This is a genomic window from Pseudomonas sp. SID14000 (assembly GCF_002165135.1).
In the GTDB taxonomy this organism is placed as follows: Bacteria; Pseudomonadota; Gammaproteobacteria; order Pseudomonadales; family Pseudomonadaceae; genus Aquipseudomonas.
The window spans coordinates 1-17,390 of the sequence record NZ_NFZQ01000007.1; the positions used below are offsets into that span (position 1 = coordinate 1).

Consider the following 17,390-nt stretch of genomic DNA (forward strand, 5'->3'; position numbering starts at 1 on the left):
GCACGATGGCGCGGAGCTGGTCGAGGGTAACGGAACCGTTGCTGGCGACGCTGACGGTGAATACCAGGAGGTTGGTAGTGGCCGTGCGGCCTTCCACCACGGTGCCGTTGAGCGACAGGTTGACTGCTTCGCCAGTGGCCGTGTCGACCAGGCCGGAGGCACCCGCCACCACGCCCAGGGCGTAGGTGAGCGTACCGGCGCCATCGGCGCCGAAGGCCGAGGTGAAGTTGGCGGCGAAGCTTTGGGTGGCGTTGGTCGTCAGGTCCGTTTCATCGACGGTGAGGACCGGTTCCGTGCCGGTGGTGCTGATACTGGGGCCATCATCTTCGAAGGTCATCCTGGAACCGATTTCGGCGGTTGCGGTAGAGACCTGGCGAAGCATGAAGCCACCGATATCGAAGTCGGCATGTTCATTGCCTTTGGCGTCGACGGCGGCCCCATTCTCGACGAGTACGCGGTTGTGATCCAGCGTGGTGGTGTACTCGATCTTCTGGCCGGCTTTGATGCCGGTGAGGGTGGCGACGCCGGAAGCGAAGCTGATGACGATGCTCGGGTCATTCACCGACCCGTCCGAGTTCTCGATCACTTGCCCGGTGGCAATATTGATGACGCGAACATTGGTGATCGCCACCGACGCATCGTTGGTGTAGCCATTGACGAAATTCACTCCAGGTTCAGCGGCGGTGCTGAAGGCGCTGATCCTGACCACGGCGCTCTTGCCGCTTTGCAACTGCACCACATCGAACGTGGCCGACTTTGCATTGAAGACGGCGGTGAAGTCGACGTTAGCTTCTATATCTGCTTCGTTCTGGTCCAGGTTGGGAATGGTCACATTCTGCCGGGCGCCGGTGACGAAGGTAAAACGGATACCTTCCTGTTCCACGATCATCTGGTTGTTGGTGCCGAAGGTGGTCGGGCCGCCCGCCTGGCTGGTATTTATCGTATCGCCCGTAGTGATATTGGCGCCGCTCGACTGGTCGGCCGGGTCCTTCCCTGTGGCGATGATCGTCGGGTCGGTGATGCGCAGGATGCCGCCATCATTGACCACGGTCGGGTTCGCTGTCGTGAACATCAGGAACAGGTTCTGGCCGGAGGGCGCGTTGGCCAGGCTGAATACCAGGTCCTGACTGGTTCCGATGAACACCTTGTTCAGCAGATTGAGCGCGTCGTCGGCGTTGCTTGTGTCCGGATGCTTCAGTGGTTGGTATTCCACCGTCCAGATCTTGCCGCCACTGACGGGCGATCCGGTTTCTTCGATATAGCCTGCGAAGATGATCGCACCTGTTGGCCCGCCAGCCCGGCCCAGCACGATGTTGTTGTTGGTATCGGTGTAGAGCAGGATGTCGACGCCATCGAGGGTATCCAGCCCGCTGTCCAGGCCATTGAGGGGCGCGCCAAGGCTGTCGGTGAAGCTGATGTCGGTGATGTTGCCTCCCGGTGCCGGGGTGATGGTGAATGCATCGCTCCCGGTGTTGCCCACGGCCCCGGTATAGCCGCTCAAGGCGGCACCTGCCGGGGTACCGGCACCCAGTGCGGTCAAACGGGTCGAGAAGGCGGAGGGCAGGGTCGCCACCAGGATGTCGTTGTCGTCGGCATCCGAGGCCGGGCTTGGTGTGGCTGTGCCGTTCTGCAACCCGGCCGTTTCGTCCAGCGTCACGCTCACACCGGTCGCAGTGATGAGCGGCGCGCTGTCTGTGAACGATGCCGTGGCCATCACGTCGTCAGCGCTGCCGTACACTTGGTCGGCACCTGCGGCGGTCGCGCTGAGCAGGAAGGTGGCTCCCGCCGAGTCGTCAGGGTTGACGTACCACGAGGTGGTGATGCTGCCGTTGACTTGGCCGTCGAGATCACCAGCGCCGCCGTCGGTCACGTACCAGGGTGTGTGCCCCTCGCCGGAGTCGGTGGCGAGCACATCGTCGGGGGTGCCCCACAGGTTATCCGCGCCGGCGTCCGTGGCATGGTCCACCTCGAATGCGACCGTGCTGCCAGCCGAGAAGCCGTTGGCCGTGATGGTGGCAGTGCTGCCAGGGCTATAGTCGCTCAGGTCGGTGCTCACGGTTGGTGAGGAGATGGGGGGCAGGTCGTCGCTGGTGGGGCTGCTGTGTTTGTCCGTTGGCGAAGCGTTCTTTTTGCGAATAGTCATGGCTCTCTCCCAAGCTCTGCCAGTGTCGAGGCCGGACTGCAGACCTCTGTTACAGGCTTTCACTATGGCGAAGCGCCATGGACTGCGCATCGGCTGATACTCCTAGGCGGGCTGGGAGTATCGGACTACCTGGCGTTGGTGCCGGGAGGTCGAATGCACGGTTGCATGCCATTCAACACATGCCTGCCGTATTCGGCTGCAACCACTTCCCGGCATCCGCTACCTGACTTAATATACTCTTCAGTACAAATATTGAATGTGCCCTCCGCGAAAGGATTCATCATGTTGCGCCATGCCTTGTCCATCGCTCTGCCCGCCGCTGCCGTGCTGTTCCTGGCGGCGTGCGGCCAGGAAGCCGCCCCACCTGCCGCGCCACGCCCGGCGCTGGTGGTGCAGCCGCAGCCGGCCGAAGCCGCTGCCGACAGTTACCCCGGTGAAGTGCGTGCGCGCTTCGAGCCGGAGCTGGCCTTCCGCATTGGCGGCAAGGTCAGCAAACGCCTGGTCGAAGAGGGGCAGCGGGTCAAGGCTGAGCAGCCGCTGGCCGAGCTGGACCCGCAGGACGTGCGCCTGCAACTGGAAGCCAACCGCGCCCAGCTGGCAGCCGCCGAGGCCAACCTGTCGCTGGTGCGTGCCGAGCGCGATCGCTATCAGAAGCTGCTGGAGCGGCAAATGGTCAGCCACTCCCAGTACGACAACGCCGAAAACCTCTACCGTGCAGGCCTTGCCCGCTTGAAGCAGGCCAAGGCCGAGTTCGACGTGGCTGGCAACCAGGCCGAGTATGCCGTGCTGCGTGCGCCGCAGGCCGGGGTGATCGCCAAGCGTCAAGTTGAAGTGGGCCAGGTGGTCGCTGCCGGGCAGACCGTGTTCACGCTCGCTGCTGATGGCGAGCGGGAAGTGGCCATCGGCCTGCCGGAGCAGCAATTCGCACGTTTCGCCGTCGGGCAACCGGTAAGCGTGGAACTGTGGTCGCACCCGCAAGAGCGCTTCCAGGGGCGCATCCGCGAGCTGTCACCGGCCGCCGACCCGCGTTCGCGCACCTTCGCTGCCCGCATCGCCTTTACCTCGGCCGCCACGCCGGCAGAGCTCGGCCAGAGCGCCCGGGTGTTCATTGCCCACGAAGGGCTGATCCCGCTGGCGGTGCCCTTGTCGGCTGTCACTGCGGAAAACGGCCAGGCCTATGTCTGGCGGGTGAACAAGGACAGCCGCCTGGAGCGGGCAGTAGTGCGCCTGGGGGCCTATGGCGCCGACAGCGTACCGGTGCTCGAGGGCCTTGCCCCCGGCGACTGGGTGGTCGCCGCTGGCGGCCATGTACTGCGCGAGGGCCAGAAAGTACGCCCCGTGGACCGTACCAACCGCGTAGTGAACCTGACGGCCAAGGAGTAAGTTCCGATGGGTTTCAACCTTTCTGCCTGGGCGCTGCGCAATCGCCAGATTGTCCTGTTCCTGATGATCCTGCTGGCGGCCATTGGCGCCATGTCCTACACCAAGCTCGGCCAGAGCGAGGACCCACCGTTCACCTTCAAGGCCATGGTCATCCGTACCCTGTGGCCTGGTGCCACCGCCGAGGAAGTGTCGCGCCAGGTCACCGAACGCATCGAGAAGAAGCTGATGGAAACCGGCGAGTACGAGCGGATCGTCTCGTTCTCCCGCCCGGGGGAATCGCAGGTCACCTTCATGGCCCGCGACTCGCTGCATTCCAAGGACATCCCCGAGCTGTGGTACCAGATCCGCAAGAAGGTCGCGGACATCCGCCATACCTTGCCGCCGGAAATCCAGGGCCCGTTCTTCAATGACGAGTTCGGTACCACCTTCGGCAATATCTATGCACTGACCGGTGAGGGCTTCGACTACGCGGTGCTCAAGGACTATGCCGACCGTATCCAGATCCAGCTGCAGCGGGTCAAGGACGTGGGCAAGGTCGAGCTGATCGGCCTGCAGGACGAGAAAATCTGGATCGAGCTGTCCAACCTCAAGCTGGCCACTCTCGGCGTGCCGCTGGAGGCCGTGCAGCAGGCCCTGCAGGAACAGAATGCCGTCAGCACCGCCGGCTTCTTCGAAACGCCCAGCGAGCGCCTGCAGTTGCGGGTGAGCGGGCGCTTCGACAGCGTCGAGCAGATTCGCCAGTTCCCCATTCGCATTGGTGACCGTACCTTCCGTATCGGTGATGTAGCCGAGGTGCACCGCGGTTTCAACGACCCACCCGCGCCGCGCATGCGTTTCATGGGTGAGGATGCCATCGGCCTGGCGGTGTCGATGAAGGACGGCGGCGACATCCTGGTACTGGGCAAGGCATTGGAAAGCGAATTCGAACGCCTGGCACGCAGCCTGCCTGCCGGCATGGAGTTGCGCAAGGTCTCGGACCAGCCGGCGGCGGTCAAGGCCGGCGTGGGCGAGTTCGTTCAGGTGCTGGTCGAGGCGCTGGTCATCGTGCTGCTGGTGAGTTTCTTCTCGTTGGGCCTGCGCACGGGGTTGGTGGTGGCGCTGGCCATCCCGCTGGTGCTGGCCATGACCTTCGCCGCCATGCACTACTTCGGCATCGGCCTGCACAAGATTTCCCTTGGCGCGCTGGTGCTGGCCCTGGGCTTGCTGGTGGATGATGCGATCATTGCCGTGGAGATGATGGCGATAAAGATGGAGCAGGGTTACGACCGCCTCAAGGCGGCCAGCTACGCCTGGAGCAGCACCGCGTTCCCGATGCTCACCGGCACCCTGATCACGGCGGCGGGCTTCCTGCCCATTGCCACGGCGGCCTCCAGTACGGGCGAATACACCCGTTCGATTTTCCAGGTGGTGACCATCGCCTTGCTGACCTCCTGGGTCGCCGCCGTGGTATTCGTGCCTTACCTGGGCGAGCGCCTGCTGCCAGACCTGGCCAAGCTGCATGCCGCGCGGCATGGCAAGGACGGTCACGCGCCAGACCCTTATGCCACACCGTTCTACCAGCGTGTGCGGCGTGTGGTGGAGTGGTGCGTGCGGCGGCGCAAGACGGTGATCCTGCTGACCATTGCTGCTTTTGTCGGCAGCATCTTGCTGTTCCGCTTCGTGCCCCAGCAGTTCTTCCCGGCCTCTGGGCGCCCGGAGCTGATGGTCGACCTGAAGCTGGCCGAAGGCGCCTCGCTGGCCAATACCGCCGAGCGGGTCAAGCAGTTGGAGGCGCTGCTCAAGCAGCAGGACGGCATCGACAACTACGTGGCCTACGTGGGCACCGGTTCGCCGCGTTTCTACCTGCCGCTGGACCAACAACTGCCGGCAGCCAGCTTCGCCCAGTTCGTGGTGCTGGCCAAGTCAATGGAGGATCGCGAGCGCCTGCGTAGCTGGCTGATCAGCACCGTGGACCAGCAGTTCCCCGACCTGCGTGCCCGGGTCACTCGCCTGGAGAACGGCCCGCCGGTGGGTTACCCGGTGCAGTTCCGGGTAACTGGCGAGCACATCGAGAAGGCCCGTGCTTTGGCCCGTGAAGTGGCCGACAAGGTGCGCCAGAACCCGCATGTGGTGAACGTGCACCTGGATTGGGAGGAGCCGAGCAAGGCGGTATTCCTCGAGATCGACCAGGACCGAGCCCGCGCCCTGGGCGTGAGCACCGCGCACCTGTCGAGCTTCCTGCAAAGCTCGCTGACCGGCACCACGGTCAGCCAGTACCGCGAGGACAACGAGTTGATCGAGATCCTGCTGCGCGGCACCCGGCAGGAACGCAGCGAGCTGGGCAACCTCGGCAGCCTGGCACTGCCGACCGACAACGGCCAGAGCGTGGCGCTGTCGCAAGTGGCGACCCTGGAGTATGGCTTCGAGGAAGGTATTATCTGGCACCGTAACCGCTTGCCGACGGTGACCGTGCGCGCCGATATCTATGACAAGGAGCAACCGGCGACGCTGGTGAAACAGATCGAGCCGACCCTGCGGGAGATACGCGCCAGGCTGCCGGATGGCTACCTGCTGGAAGTGGGCGGTACGGTTGAGGACTCCGAGCGTGGGCAGAAGTCGGTGAATGCCGGCATGCCACTGTTTGTGGTGGTGGTGCTGAGTTTGCTGATGATCCAGCTGCGCAGCTTCTCGCGCACGGTGATGGTGTTCCTCACCGCGCCGCTGGGGTTGATTGGCGTGACCCTGTTCCTGCTGGTGTTCCGCCAGCCTTTTGGCTTTGTCGCCATGCTCGGCACCATTGCCCTGGCGGGGATGATCATGCGCAACTCGGTAATTCTGGTGGACCAGATCGAGCAGGACATCGCGGCGGGGATGGAGCGCTGGCAGGCGATTATCGAAGCCACGGTGCGGCGCTTCCGTCCGATCGTGCTGACCGCACTGGCGGCGGTGCTGGCGATGATTCCGTTGTCGCGCAGTGTGTTCTACGGGCCGATGGCGGTGGCGATCATGGGTGGTTTGATCGTGGCCACGGTGCTGACCCTGCTGTTCTTGCCGGCGTTGTATGCGGCTTGGTTCAGGGTGAAGAAGGGCTGAAGACCGCAGGGGAGGGCTTTGCCCTCCTATCGCGACACAAGGCCGCTCCCACAAAGGTCCTGCATTCGCCGATCAATGTAGGAGCGGCCTTGTGTCGCGATGGGCTGCAAAGCAGCCCCCAGGGGGCCCTCAGAGGGCGCCGAAGACCTTCTTGGCCAGGCTGGTAGCCGCTTCAGCCGGGTTTTGGCGAATGCTCTGTTCCTGTTTGGCAATCATCTCGAACAGGCCATCCAGTGCCTTTTCGGTCACGTAGTTCTCGATGCTGGCGCTCTTGGCATCGACCACACCCAACGCCACGGCCTGCCCGGCAAAGTTGTTGTACTGCTGAGCCAGGCCAACCTTGTCGGTAGCCTGCTTGACGATCGGCAGGAACCTGGCGCGGATCTGTTCGCGGCTGCTCTTGTTCAGGTACTGGGTGGCCGAGTCGTCACCGCCGCTGAGGATGCCCTTGGCATCGGTCACGCTCATGTTCTTCACGGCATCCACGAGAATGGCCTGGGCCTGCGGTACGGCAGCCTCGGCGGCCTTGTTCATGCTGGTTTCCAGGGCTTCGACCTGTTCACCCTTGCCGAACATCTTCATCGCCTTGGCGGCCTTGCCCAGGTTGCCTGGCAGTTCGATGCGCACTTCAGGGTTGTTGCTGAAGCCGCCCGGGGTGCTCAGTTGCTTGACGGCCACTTGTGCGCCCTGGGTCAGGGCATCCTTCAGGCCACCGGTGGCGTCTTTCTGGGTCAGGTCGCCCAGCGACAGGGCCAGGGTACTGGCCGACAGCAGCAGGCCGGCACACAGAGTGGTGAAGCGCAGGGAGGTGCGGATCATGAAGCTTTCCTTGTAATCAGATGAATACGGGGATCAGCGGACCGGGTCGACCTTGATCCGCACGGGCTGTGGGTCACTGCCGTCGAGCATGACGCCGTGGTGTTCGGTGTTGATGAACAGCAGCTTGCCGTCCAGCTCGATGCGCGCGCTTACCGCATAGCGGTGGCCGGGCTTGACCTGGGCCGGATCGTAGGTGAGGTGGAATGGCAGCGGTACATTGCCTTTGACCGGGCCGGCCTGGCGGGCCAGGGTCACGGCAGGGGCATCCATCAGCGAAACATCCTGCAGTTCCACGCTCAAGGTAGCGGCAGGAGGCAGGGCAATACGCTGCAGGTAGAAGACTTCACCGTCCAGGCTGGCCTGGGTGGATGGGGTTTGGCTGGAGCAGGCTGCGAGCAAGGATGCGCAACACAGCATAAAGAGCTTTTTCATGGGGTCTCCGGTGTCCTTGGAGCTGACTTGTGGCCAACCCCAGGGACTTTAGCGGATTTTGCTCGATGAATCAGCGGCGTGGCTTGCGCAGGACGATCGCAGACAGATCGGGTGGATTGGAAAGGTCCAGGTCCCTGACGACATTGCCAGCGAATATCTTCCTGCGCTCTTTGTCATACAGGCCTAGATGCAGCTTGGCTGGTAGGCCATCCGGGACGGTAGCCGTGTCTACGAACAATGAGAACGGTGCGCCATTACCTTTCAGGTATAGGGAGTGTTCGGCGAGATTGCTGGCGTAACGATTGCTTCGACCGTCGTCCTGAACGACCAGCAACGTGGCATCCAGATAGGCCGTTTCCTGGCACAGCTCGGGTGGAACGCTCACATACCCGCTCAACTCCATGACAACCGGCTGGATGGGATGTTTTTCCCCCGTCGAGGCGGCGATGCCCACGGGCTCCAGGCTCAGTTGCAAGGGTATGCCCCTTGCTGCGTCGGCGGTTGTCAGGCTCTGTGTCATGCGCGCCAGAACGGCATCTTTGCCGGTGCCCGCCGTACACCGTGCGTCGAGAGTGATATCCACCATTCCAGTCATGCTCGCCCGGTCCAGATGCAGGCGAAATGGCATCGGCGATCCACTGGCCTGGGCACTGCAGGTGGCCAACAGCTGTTCGGTGCCCCCGGCCAGGCCTGTCACACTAACGGTGAGGCGTGGCGACCCTTCGGGCAGGTCAGGAATGTACGGGGCAGTGATGTTACCGGCGATTTCCAGGGTAGCTAGCATGCAGTCACCCCCTACGCGGAGCCAGGGTCGATTGGGGCGCAACGACGCTGTCGACAGTTACCTGTTGCGTACCCGAGATAGTGGCCGGCTCTATCGGATGACGGCTGGTGTTCACGAAGTGGAGTTGACCGTCTTTTTCGATACGCACGGCAAGGGCATATACATGGTCCGGAGCGATCAGGCTGCTGTCGAAAGTAAGCTGCAGGTTGATTGGCAGCAGGCCGCCACAGCGTAGGCGTAATTCGGCAAGGCTTATGGCTGGCGCATCCTGGAGCGAAACATCGAGCAGGCTCAATTTGACCTGCCCGGATGGCGGAAGCGTGCTCTTGCCAGAGGAAACGATTTCAACGTTGAATGACTTCATTTGTGTCATGTTGGTGCTCCTTGAGAGGGATATGTTGTTGCAGAACATTGATCCTCGCCCCTCTCAAGGGCCGACAGCAGGTTGAAAACTTACCCTTGCACTTCCTCCGGCGGTTCGTCACGGTGCAATGCCACTTGGCGGATCGACAGGCGCAGCTCGGCCGACAGCACTCGCTTGGCCACGCCTTCAGCCAGCTCGCCCAGCTTGTCGTGATAACCCAGCTTGCCCTGCGCGTCTGCATGCAGCACGCCTTGCTCGACCAGGGTCTGGATGAAGTGGCGGAACAGGGTCTTGTCGAAGAACTCCGGGGCGTTCAGGCCGTGCAGGATCGACAGGCGCTGGGCCATCATCACGCACAGGTCTTCCAGTTCTTCGGCGCTGAGGCTGTTCTGCCCACTGTTCAGCAACAGCGAGGTAGCCATGTAGAAACGCTGCAGGGTCTGGGTGATGGTGCGGGCGAGCAAGGTCAGCAACACGAACTGCCGTGAGCTGGGCGCCGGGCGAATGTAAGTGTCGTTGTCCTGACGCAGCAGCCCGTGCTCGACCAGCGCGGCCAGCCACTGGTCGATCACCGCATCCAGTTGCTCCGGCGTCCAGCGCAGGAACAGTTCGGCCTGCAGGTAGGGGTACAGCGCGTGCACATACTGGCCCAGCAGTTCGCGGCTCATGCGCGAGCTGCTGAGGAAGAAACTGCCCAGCAGCGCCGGCAGGGCGAAGATATGCAGCACGTTGTTGCGGTAATAAGTCATCAGTACCGCGTTGCCTTCGTCCAGGTACAGGATGCGGCCCAGGGCGTCCTTCTGCTCGGCCACCAGGTTCATGCCGCGCACGTGTTCGATCAGCGCCTGGCCGTCGCCGTCGGGAAGTGTGGTGTGCGGTGAGTAGGGCACCTGGCGCAGCAAGGCCAGGTACAGGTCAAGTACGCGGGTCAGGGCGCGCTCGTCCAGGGCCAGGCGGCTGGTGGACAGCAGCGCCAGGGCCACCAGGTTGACCGGGTTGATCGCGGCCGCTTCGTTGAGGTGGCGGGCCACGGTTTCGCCCAGGCGGGTGGTGGTGGCGTTGAGCCAGGTCGGGCGGTACTGCGGGCCATGGTCCTGTTCACGCCAGCCGGGCTGTTGCTGGTCGAGGAAGCCGGCCAGGCGGATCGGCTCGCCGAAGTTCACGTACACCTGGCCAAAGCGCTGCTTGAGCGCGCCGAATACCTTGAAGATATCGAAGATCGACTCTTTCTTCTTGCTGGCACCGCGCAGCTCGCCCAGGTAGGTGCGGCCTTCGAGCACACGCTCGTAGCCGATGTACACCGGCACGAACACGATTGGCGTGCGCGACGAACGCAGGAAGCTGCGCAGGGTAATGGCCAGCATCCCGGTGCGCGGTTGCAGCATGCGCCCGGTGCGCGAGCGACCGCCTTCGACGAAGTATTCGACCGGGAAACCCTTGGTGTACAAGGTGTGCAGGTATTCATTGAATACTGCGGTGTACAGCGGGTTGCCCTTGAATGTGCGGCGCATGAAGAAGGCACCGCCACGGCGCAGCAGGTTACCCACCAGCGGCATGTTGAGGTTGATGCCTGCCGCCACGTGCGGCGGGGTCAGACCGTTGCGGAACAGCAGGTACGACAGCAACAGGTAGTCGATGTGGCTGCGGTGGCACGGTACGTAGATCACTTCGTGGCCAGGGGCAATGCCCTGCACCTGTTCGATGTGGTTGACCTTGATGCCGTCGTAGATCTTGTTCCAGAACCAGCTCAGCACCACTTCGAGGAAGCGGATGGCGGTGTAGGTGTAGTCCGAGGCGATCTCGTTGCCATAGCGCAGAGCCTGGGCTTCGGCCTTGGCCAGCGGCAGGTTTTCGCGCTGCGCTTCATCGACGATGGCCTGGCGCACCTGGGGCGCGTGGATCAGGCCCTTGACCAGGTTGCGACGGTGCGAGATGTCCGGGCCGATAACGGCGGTCTTGAGGTTGCGAAAATGCACGCGCAGCAGGCGCTGGGCCATGCGCACGGTGCGCTCGTGGCCCTTGTTGTGCTGTACCAGTTCGCGCAGGTGGATGGGGGCGGAGAACTGCACCCGGGTCTTGCGCCCGAGGATCAGCACGGTCAGCAGCCGGCGCAGGCGCCCGGTAACCGCCCAGCTGTCGGCGAACAGCAACTTCCACGGGCTGGATTCGCTGGCCGGGGTCTGGCCCCAGAACACACTGACCGGAATGATCTGCGCATCCTCTTCGGCATGCTGGCTGACGGCGGCGACCAGGCGTTCCAGGGTGGGCGGGGCGCCGCGCTTGTCATGGCGGCCGAGCCAGTCCGGGTCCGGGGTCAGGTAGAAGAATGCCGCTGGTTCCTGCTGCGGGCCAACCGCCACCGGCAGTACCGGGCGCGGCAGGCCCGCCTTGGTGCATTCATGGTCGAGCACGGCCAGGTCGGTGAGCGCGGGCGAGGGCAGGGCATAGAACACCGGGCGGCTGCGGTCGAGTTTGAGGGTGAGGGAGGACTGGTTGATGGTCTCGGAGCGCACCCACAGGTACAACAGGCGACGCAGGGCGCCGAAGATCAGGCGGCGCAGGGGGGAACGGGTCATGGGGTGTGTGCCCTGGGTGTGATATTCAGGTGTGTATCCGGCCAATTAGTCTGCCGTATCCGCGCAAGTTCAGCAAAAATCGCCGAAAGGGGCGACGGTCATCAAATTTTTTTGTTCTGTGTCATATACTCGGCCTGCCACTTGCAGGATATTTGCGCAAGCGGCGTCGGCACGTGGCGGAGGCTTCGTGTCTACAAGGCGATTTTCACAATAAAAATCCGGAGTAGTTCAGATGTCGTCTCGTGAGACTGGGAATGTAAAGTGGTTCAACGATGCCAAGGGTTACGGCTTCATTCAGCGCGAAGGTGGTGCGGATGTGTTCGTTCACTATCGGGCGATTCGCGGTGAGGGGCATCGTACCCTGGTCGAAGGGCAGCGGGTGGAATACGCCTGCGTGCAGGGCCAGAAAGGCCTGCAAGCCGAGGACGTAGTGGGCCTCTGAGCCTCATGCGGTAAGGCTTGTTGTGGGAGCTGGCTTGCCGGCGATCACCGGCGAAGCCGGTGCCAGGCACCGTGTTGCCTGCATCGCCGGCAAGCCGGGCTCCCACAAAGAATGCAGTGCATTCAGGTGCGCCAGGTGATTTCCTCTTCACCGTCGGCGCTGATGCGGATCCAGCGATCGGCATCTTCTTCCCCGTCTTCTTCCACCCAGCCACCCGGCGCGCAGCGCACTTCCACACCCAGTGCGGCGAAAGCGGCGCGGGCGCAGGCAACGTCATCGGCCCAGGGGGTCTGGTCGCTTTCCAGGTAAAGGCTGTTCCATTTTCCTACAGCTTTGGGTAACCAGGTGACCGGAATGTTACCGGCCTGGCATTTGAAGGTCTGGCCTTTCTGCTGCCATTCGCTGCACGGGCCGATCGCCTGGGTAAGCCATTCGGCAATCTGCTTGTGGTCGACGTCGGCGTCCTTCAGGTAGATCTCGATATCAGGTTGGCGCATAAGGGCTCCGGTGTGCTCAATCTTGGCGCAGGAAATAGTCATAACGCATGGAAACCGTGACCTCGAACGGCTCGGGCTGGTCGATTACCCGGGCACGCTTTTCGGCACTGGCGCGCCAGCCGTGCGGGGTCATGGCCAGCAGGTCGGCGCGGGCCTTGGGCGCGACCAGGCTCAGGCGAAACTCGAGGGTTTCGCTGTGGGCATGGGCCATGCCTTCGGGTACCAACGCCAGGTGCTTGTCATCGGCGTAAGGGCGTACTTCATCGTAGAGCACTTCGCGCAGTTTCATCAGGTGGCCGCTGGTGGGGCCGACCCGCATCAGGCCGCCGCCGGGGCTGAGCAGGCGTTTGGCCTCGGCCCAGTCCAGCGGGCTGAACACGCTGGCGATGAACTGGCAGCTGGCGTCGGCCAGCGGCACCCGGGCCATGCTGGCGACCATCCAGGTGACCTCGGGCGCGCGGCGGCAGGCGCGCTTGACTGCCTCGCGGGAAATGTCCAGGGCAAAGCCGTCGGCGGCCGGCAGAGCCTGGGCGATCTGCGCAGTGTAGTAACCCTCGCCACAGCCGATGTCCAGCCAGGCACCGGGCTGGCGCTCGGCGGCCAGCTCGGCCAGGCGGCGCGCCACCGGCGCGTAGTGGCCGGCATCGAGGAAATCGCGGCGGGCCTCGACCATGGCCTGGTTGTCACCCGGGTCGCGGCTGTTCTTGTGCTGTACCGGCAGCAGGTTCAGGTAACCCTGGCGGGCGCGGTCGAAGCGGTGACCGGCCGGGCACACCACACCGTTGTCGAGCCGGCTCAGTGGCGCCTGGCAAAGAGGGCAGGCGAGCATCAGGCGAGCAACCGGACCAGGGTCTGGTAGTAGATTTCGGTCAGCAGGTCGAGGTCGCTGGCCAGGATCCGCTCATCCACTTGGTGGATGGTGGCGTTGACCGGGCCGAGCTCGACCACCTGGGTACCCATGGTGGCGATGAAGCGGCCATCGGAGGTACCGCCGCTGGTGGACGGCTGGGTGTCGCGGCCGGTGACGTCCTTGATGCTTGCCGAGACTGCGTTCAGCAATTCGCCCGGTTCGGTGAGGAACGGCAGGCCCGACAGCGCCCAGTCGATTGACCAGTCCAGTTCATGCTTGTCGAGGATTGCCGACACCCGCTCCTGCAGGCCTTCGACAGTCGACTCGGTGGAGAAGCGGAAATTGAACAGTGCGGTCAGCTCGCCCGGGACCACGTTGGTGGCGCCGGTGCCGGAATTGAGGTTGGAGATCTGGAAGCTGGTCGGCGGGAAGAATGCATTGCCTTCGTCCCAGTGCTCGGCCGCCAGTTCCGCCAGCGCCGGCGCGGCCAGGTGGATCGGGTTACGCGCCAGGTGCGGGTAGGCCACATGGCCCTGCTTGCCGCGCACGGTCAGCTTGGCGCCAAGCGAGCCACGGCGGCCGTTCTTGACCACATCACCCAGCAGGGTGGTGCTGGAGGGTTCGCCGACGATGCACCAGTCCAGGCGCTCGTTGCGTGCTTTCAGGCGCTCGACCACGGCCTTGGTACCATGGTGGGCCGGGCCTTCCTCGTCGCTGGTGATCAGGAACGCGACCTTGCCGCGGTGGTCCGGGTAGTCCTGCACGAAGCGCTCGCTGGCAATCACCATGGAGGCCAGGCTGCCTTTCATGTCGGCGGCGCCACGGCCGCAGAGCATGCCGTCGGCGTCGATCAGCGCTTCGAACGGCTCATGCTGCCATTGCTGCACCGGGCCGGTGGGTACCACGTCGGTGTGGCCGGCGAAGCACAGCACCGGGCCGTCCTGAGTGCCGTGGGTGGCCCAGAAATTGTCGACGTCTTCGATGCGCATCGGTTCCAGCTGGAAGCCCACGGCGCCCAGGCGGTTCATCATCTGAGCCTGGCAGTCGGCATCGACGGGGGTGACCGAGGGGCGGCGGATCAGGTCGCAGGCCAGTTGAAGGGTGGGCGAAAGCTCGGCTGGGGCCGTCATGGGGGACTCCGGGGCAAGGCAAGGCGGGGAAATCTGAGGGGCGTTATCTTATATCAAACCGATGGGCCATTGGGGCCGCTTTGCGGCCCTTTCGCGACACAAGGCCGCTCCCACAGGATCACCACAGCCCATCAGGCGTGTGCAATACCTGTGGGAGCGGCCTTGTGTCGCGAAAGGGGCGCAAAGCGCCCCCAGGATCTCAAGCCTGTTGCGGTTCGGCAGCCTTTTCTACGGGCTTGGGCAGCGACGACAGGAACGCCATCACCAGCGCCGCCACATAAGGCAACGACTGCACCAGTAACATCGCCACCCAGAAGCGCATGTCCGAACTCGGCAGCCCCTGTACCAGGTAGATACCCAGCGCCGCGCCCCACAGCAGCAACATGATGAACAACTCTTCTCGCGCCTCGGAAATCGCCACCAGCAGCCCGTGGCTGTCGGCGTTCTTCGGTGTGCGGAAGAACGGCATGCTGCTGGTGAAGAACCCGTACAGCACCGCCTTGGCGATGGTATGCGACAGTGCCAGCCCCGCCAGTGCCGCAGCAAAGGCATCCTTCAGGTTCACCCCCACCGCACGGCGGTAGAGGAAGATGATCTTGCCGACCTTGAAGAAGAACAGCGCCAGCGGTGGAATGGCGAAGATCATCAAGGGCGGATCGACCCGGTGCGGCACGATGATCATGGCCGCCGACCACAGCAGCGCGCCAACGGTGAAGAAGATGTTCATGCCATCGGCGATCCATGGTAGCCAGCCGGCCAGGAAGTGGTAGCGCTGGCCGCGGGTCAGTTCGCTGCCCTTGCCGCGCAGCAGGGCACTGGCATGGTGCTTGATGATCTGGATGGCGCCGTAGGCCCAGCGGAAACGTTGCTTCTTGAAGTCGATGAAGGTGTCAGGCATCAGGCCCTTGCCGTAGCTGTTGTGGGCATAGGCGGCCGACAGGCCTTTCTCGAACACCCGCAGGCCCAGTTCGGCATCCTCGCAGATGCACCACTCGGCCCAGCCAAGCTCTTCCAGCACGCTGCGCCGGGTCATGGTCATGGTGCCGTGCTGGATGATCGCGTCACGGTCGTTGCGGGTGACCATGCCGATATGGAAGAAGCCCTTGTACTCGCTGTAGCACAGCTTCTTGAAGGCGCTCTCGTGCTGGTCGCGATAGTCTTGCGGCGACTGCACCACGGCAATTTTCGGGTCGGCGAAGTGCGGCACCATGTGCTTGAGCCAGTTGCGATCGACGCAGTAGTCCGAGTCGATCACCGCGATCACTTCGGCGTCCTTGGCGGTGTGCGGGATCAGGTAGTTCAGCGCGCCGCCCTTGAAGCCGGCCAGGGGCGCGACGTGGAAGAACCTGAAGCGCTCGCCGAGCTTCTCGCAATGGGCCTTGAGCGGCTCCCATACGGCCGGGTCCTTGGTGTTGTTGTCGATCACCAGCACTTCGTAGTCGGGGTAGTCCAGTGCGGCCAGGGCATCGAGGGTCTGTTTCACCATCTCCGGCGGCTCGTTGTAGCACGGCACATGCACCGATACCTTGGGCCGATAGGCACTGTCGGCCTGCACCGGCAGGAACTCGCGCCGGCGCTTGTGTATCCATACCGCCTCGGCCAGCTCGTGGGCCTCGGTCAGCAGCACGATGAACACGCCCAGCGCGCCGAGGGCCAGCAGCACGCCCACGGTCAGGCTGAACCAGGTGCTGTATTGCTGGCTGTAGTCGTAGGCGATCCATACCAGCACCGACCCGCACAGGAAGGTGATGAAGGTCAGGAAGGTGCGGCCGCGCTGGCGTAGGGCCGAACCGTCGATGAACAGCACCATCAGCGCAATCAACGCCAGCACCACAGAGGCAACCGCCAGGGCACGCCATTGCGGGATCGCCACCACCGGGCCGTCGAAGTTGAATTTTTGCTGGCGCTCGGCGTTGTACACGCCCCAGTAGGCGCCCACCGAGCCTTCGTCGCTGGCCTTCCACGGCTGGTCGTAGGCTTCGATGACGAAGTAGTTGTAGCCACGGCGGTTGAGGGTGTTGACCAGGGTGCGCAGATAGATGGCCTGGTCAGCCTGGGTGGCATCGGCGCCGCCGCGCATGCGGCCGTTGCTCGGCCAGCCGACTTCCGACAGCAGCAGGGGCTTACGCGGGAACTGGTGCTTCAGCTCGCGGGCACGGTCGAGCACGAACTTGACCGAGTCCTTCATCGGCACAAACTCCCAGTACGGCAGGATGTGCGCGGCAATCAGGTCGACGTGCTTGGCCAGTTGCGGGTTTTCCTTCCAGATGTGCCATTGCTCGCTGGTGGTCACCGGCACCTTGACGGCTGCGCGTACCCGGTCCAGGTACTTGATCAGGTTCTCCGGGGTGATTTCCTCACGGAACAGCGCCTCGTTGCCGACTACTACCCGCACCACGCTGCGCGAAGTGTTGGCCAGCTGGATGGCCGTGGCGATTTCACGCTCGTTGCGCTCCAGGTCAGGGCTGATCCAGATCCCCAGTGTTACCCGCAGGCCGAATTCCTCGGCCAGGCGCGGAATATCCGCCTGGGTGCCCTCCACGGTGTAGATCCGGATGCTGTCGGTCAGTTTGCTCAACTGTTCCAGGTCCTGACGCATCTCGTCGTCATTGGGGTACTGGCCCTTCTGCGGGCTTTCGCCCAGGCGGAATGGTGAATACGAGAAGCCAGAGATCTGCTCTGGCCAGGCGGGGGCGGAAACCGGGCGGTTGATCAGTGCCCAGAACCCGGTGAACAACGCGGCGATGGCCAGGACCACGACCAGGTTCAGGCCGAATTTACGTGAAGACATTGTCGTCCATATGTGTCGAAGTGATAGGACATTAAAGCAGGGTTGGTAGTGTCTTTCCTAACGATGCAGGCCATGGGCCCGCTGGCATATAATGCGCGCCGGTTTTT

The 17,390-nt window shown here is 63.4% G+C and carries 13 protein-coding genes; 3 read left to right on the forward strand and 10 right to left on the reverse strand.

Annotation, left to right across the window (positions count from 1 at the left end):
- Positions 1-1,714: DUF5801 repeats-in-toxin domain-containing protein (locus CAY82_RS11865; RefSeq protein WP_256576268.1), on the reverse strand; the 1,714-nt coding region annotated here is incomplete at its 3' end.
- Positions 1,715-2,425: 711 nt separating this feature from the next.
- Between CAY82_RS11865 and CAY82_RS11870 the strand changes: the two genes are divergently transcribed.
- Entirely contained in the window at positions 2,426-3,526 is a 1,101-nt protein-coding gene (locus CAY82_RS11870) for an efflux RND transporter periplasmic adaptor subunit (protein WP_087501376.1), read from the forward strand.
- Positions 3,527-3,532: 6 nt separating this feature from the next.
- On the forward strand, positions 3,533-6,598 hold the full coding sequence (locus tag CAY82_RS11875; protein ID WP_087501377.1) for an efflux RND transporter permease subunit: 3,066 nt from the start codon (positions 3,533-3,535) through the stop codon (positions 6,596-6,598).
- Between the two features lie 129 nt (positions 6,599-6,727).
- On the opposite strand, the gene CAY82_RS11880 is transcribed toward CAY82_RS11875, so the two are convergent.
- From CAY82_RS11880 to plsB, 5 genes are all read right to left on the reverse strand, one after another.
- Entirely contained in the window at positions 6,728-7,417 is a 690-nt protein-coding gene (locus CAY82_RS11880) for a DUF4197 domain-containing protein (protein ID WP_087501378.1), read from the reverse strand.
- A gap of 33 nt (positions 7,418-7,450) precedes the next feature.
- The gene (locus tag CAY82_RS11885) at positions 7,451-7,849 is read right to left on the reverse strand and encodes a YbaY family lipoprotein (RefSeq protein ID WP_087501379.1); all 399 of its coding nucleotides are present in this window, start codon (positions 7,847-7,849) and stop codon (positions 7,451-7,453) included.
- Between the two features lie 70 nt (positions 7,850-7,919).
- Entirely contained in the window at positions 7,920-8,633 is a 714-nt protein-coding gene (locus tag CAY82_RS11890) for a hypothetical protein (protein WP_087501380.1), read from the reverse strand.
- A 4-nt stretch (positions 8,634-8,637) separates the two neighbouring features.
- The gene (locus tag CAY82_RS11895) at positions 8,638-9,006 is read right to left on the reverse strand and encodes a YbaY family lipoprotein (RefSeq protein WP_087501381.1); all 369 of its coding nucleotides are present in this window, start codon (positions 9,004-9,006) and stop codon (positions 8,638-8,640) included.
- Positions 9,007-9,086: 80 nt separating this feature from the next.
- Positions 9,087-11,573 carry a glycerol-3-phosphate 1-O-acyltransferase PlsB gene (plsB, locus tag CAY82_RS11900; protein WP_087501382.1) on the reverse strand — a complete coding sequence of 829 codons (2,487 nt, stop codon included), beginning with the start codon at positions 11,571-11,573 and terminating at the stop codon, positions 9,087-9,089.
- 232 nt (positions 11,574-11,805) lie between these two features.
- Between plsB and CAY82_RS11905 the strand changes: the two genes are divergently transcribed.
- Positions 11,806-12,015 (forward strand): cold-shock protein, encoded by a 210-nt coding sequence (locus tag CAY82_RS11905; protein ID WP_003252255.1) that lies wholly within the window; start codon positions 11,806-11,808, stop codon positions 12,013-12,015.
- 122 nt (positions 12,016-12,137) lie between these two features.
- Here CAY82_RS11905 and CAY82_RS11910 read toward each other — a convergent pair whose 3' ends face one another.
- The 4 genes from CAY82_RS11910 to CAY82_RS11925 form a co-directional block, all read right to left on the reverse strand.
- Positions 12,138-12,512: a hypothetical protein gene (locus CAY82_RS11910; protein WP_087501383.1), complete on the reverse strand. Its 375-nt coding sequence runs from the start codon at positions 12,510-12,512 to the stop codon at positions 12,138-12,140.
- A 16-nt stretch (positions 12,513-12,528) separates the two neighbouring features.
- Positions 12,529-13,341 (reverse strand): putative RNA methyltransferase, encoded by an 813-nt coding sequence (locus CAY82_RS11915; protein ID WP_087501384.1) that lies wholly within the window; start codon positions 13,339-13,341, stop codon positions 12,529-12,531.
- Positions 13,341-14,492, reverse strand: a complete 1,152-nt coding sequence (gene dapE, locus CAY82_RS11920) for a succinyl-diaminopimelate desuccinylase (protein ID WP_087501385.1) — start codon at positions 14,490-14,492, stop codon at positions 13,341-13,343. Before dapE ends, CAY82_RS11915 begins: the two co-directional genes overlap by 1 nt.
- A 199-nt stretch (positions 14,493-14,691) precedes the next feature.
- Entirely contained in the window at positions 14,692-17,283 is a 2,592-nt protein-coding gene (locus tag CAY82_RS11925) for a glycosyltransferase (RefSeq protein ID WP_087501386.1), read from the reverse strand.
- Positions 17,284-17,390 lie beyond the last annotated feature (107 nt).

What these genes read in the sequence shown, in the direction of transcription:
- dapE (WP_087501385.1), bottom strand. Translation starts at nt 14,492, where the DNA reads ATGACGGCCCCAGCCGAGCTTTCGCCCACCCTTCAACTGGCCTGCGAC.
- CAY82_RS11885 (WP_087501379.1), bottom strand. Translation starts at nt 7,849, where the DNA reads ATGAAAAAGCTCTTTATGCTGTGTTGCGCATCCTTGCTCGCAGCCTGC.
- CAY82_RS11875 (WP_087501377.1), top strand. Translation starts at nt 3,533, where the DNA reads ATGGGTTTCAACCTTTCTGCCTGGGCGCTGCGCAATCGCCAGATTGTC.
- CAY82_RS11915 (WP_087501384.1), bottom strand. Translation starts at nt 13,341, where the DNA reads ATGCTCGCCTGCCCTCTTTGCCAGGCGCCACTGAGCCGGCTCGACAAC.
- CAY82_RS11880 (WP_087501378.1), bottom strand. Translation starts at nt 7,417, where the DNA reads ATGATCCGCACCTCCCTGCGCTTCACCACTCTGTGTGCCGGCCTGCTG.
- CAY82_RS11905 (WP_003252255.1), top strand. Translation starts at nt 11,806, where the DNA reads ATGTCGTCTCGTGAGACTGGGAATGTAAAGTGGTTCAACGATGCCAAG.
- CAY82_RS11895 (WP_087501381.1), bottom strand. Translation starts at nt 9,006, where the DNA reads ATGACACAAATGAAGTCATTCAACGTTGAAATCGTTTCCTCTGGCAAG.
- CAY82_RS11890 (WP_087501380.1), bottom strand. Translation starts at nt 8,633, where the DNA reads ATGCTAGCTACCCTGGAAATCGCCGGTAACATCACTGCCCCGTACATT.
- CAY82_RS11870 (WP_087501376.1), top strand. Translation starts at nt 2,426, where the DNA reads ATGTTGCGCCATGCCTTGTCCATCGCTCTGCCCGCCGCTGCCGTGCTG.
- CAY82_RS11925 (WP_087501386.1), bottom strand. Translation starts at nt 17,283, where the DNA reads ATGTCTTCACGTAAATTCGGCCTGAACCTGGTCGTGGTCCTGGCCATC.
- CAY82_RS11910 (WP_087501383.1), bottom strand. Translation starts at nt 12,512, where the DNA reads ATGCGCCAACCTGATATCGAGATCTACCTGAAGGACGCCGACGTCGAC.
- plsB (WP_087501382.1), bottom strand. Translation starts at nt 11,573, where the DNA reads ATGACCCGTTCCCCCCTGCGCCGCCTGATCTTCGGCGCCCTGCGTCGC.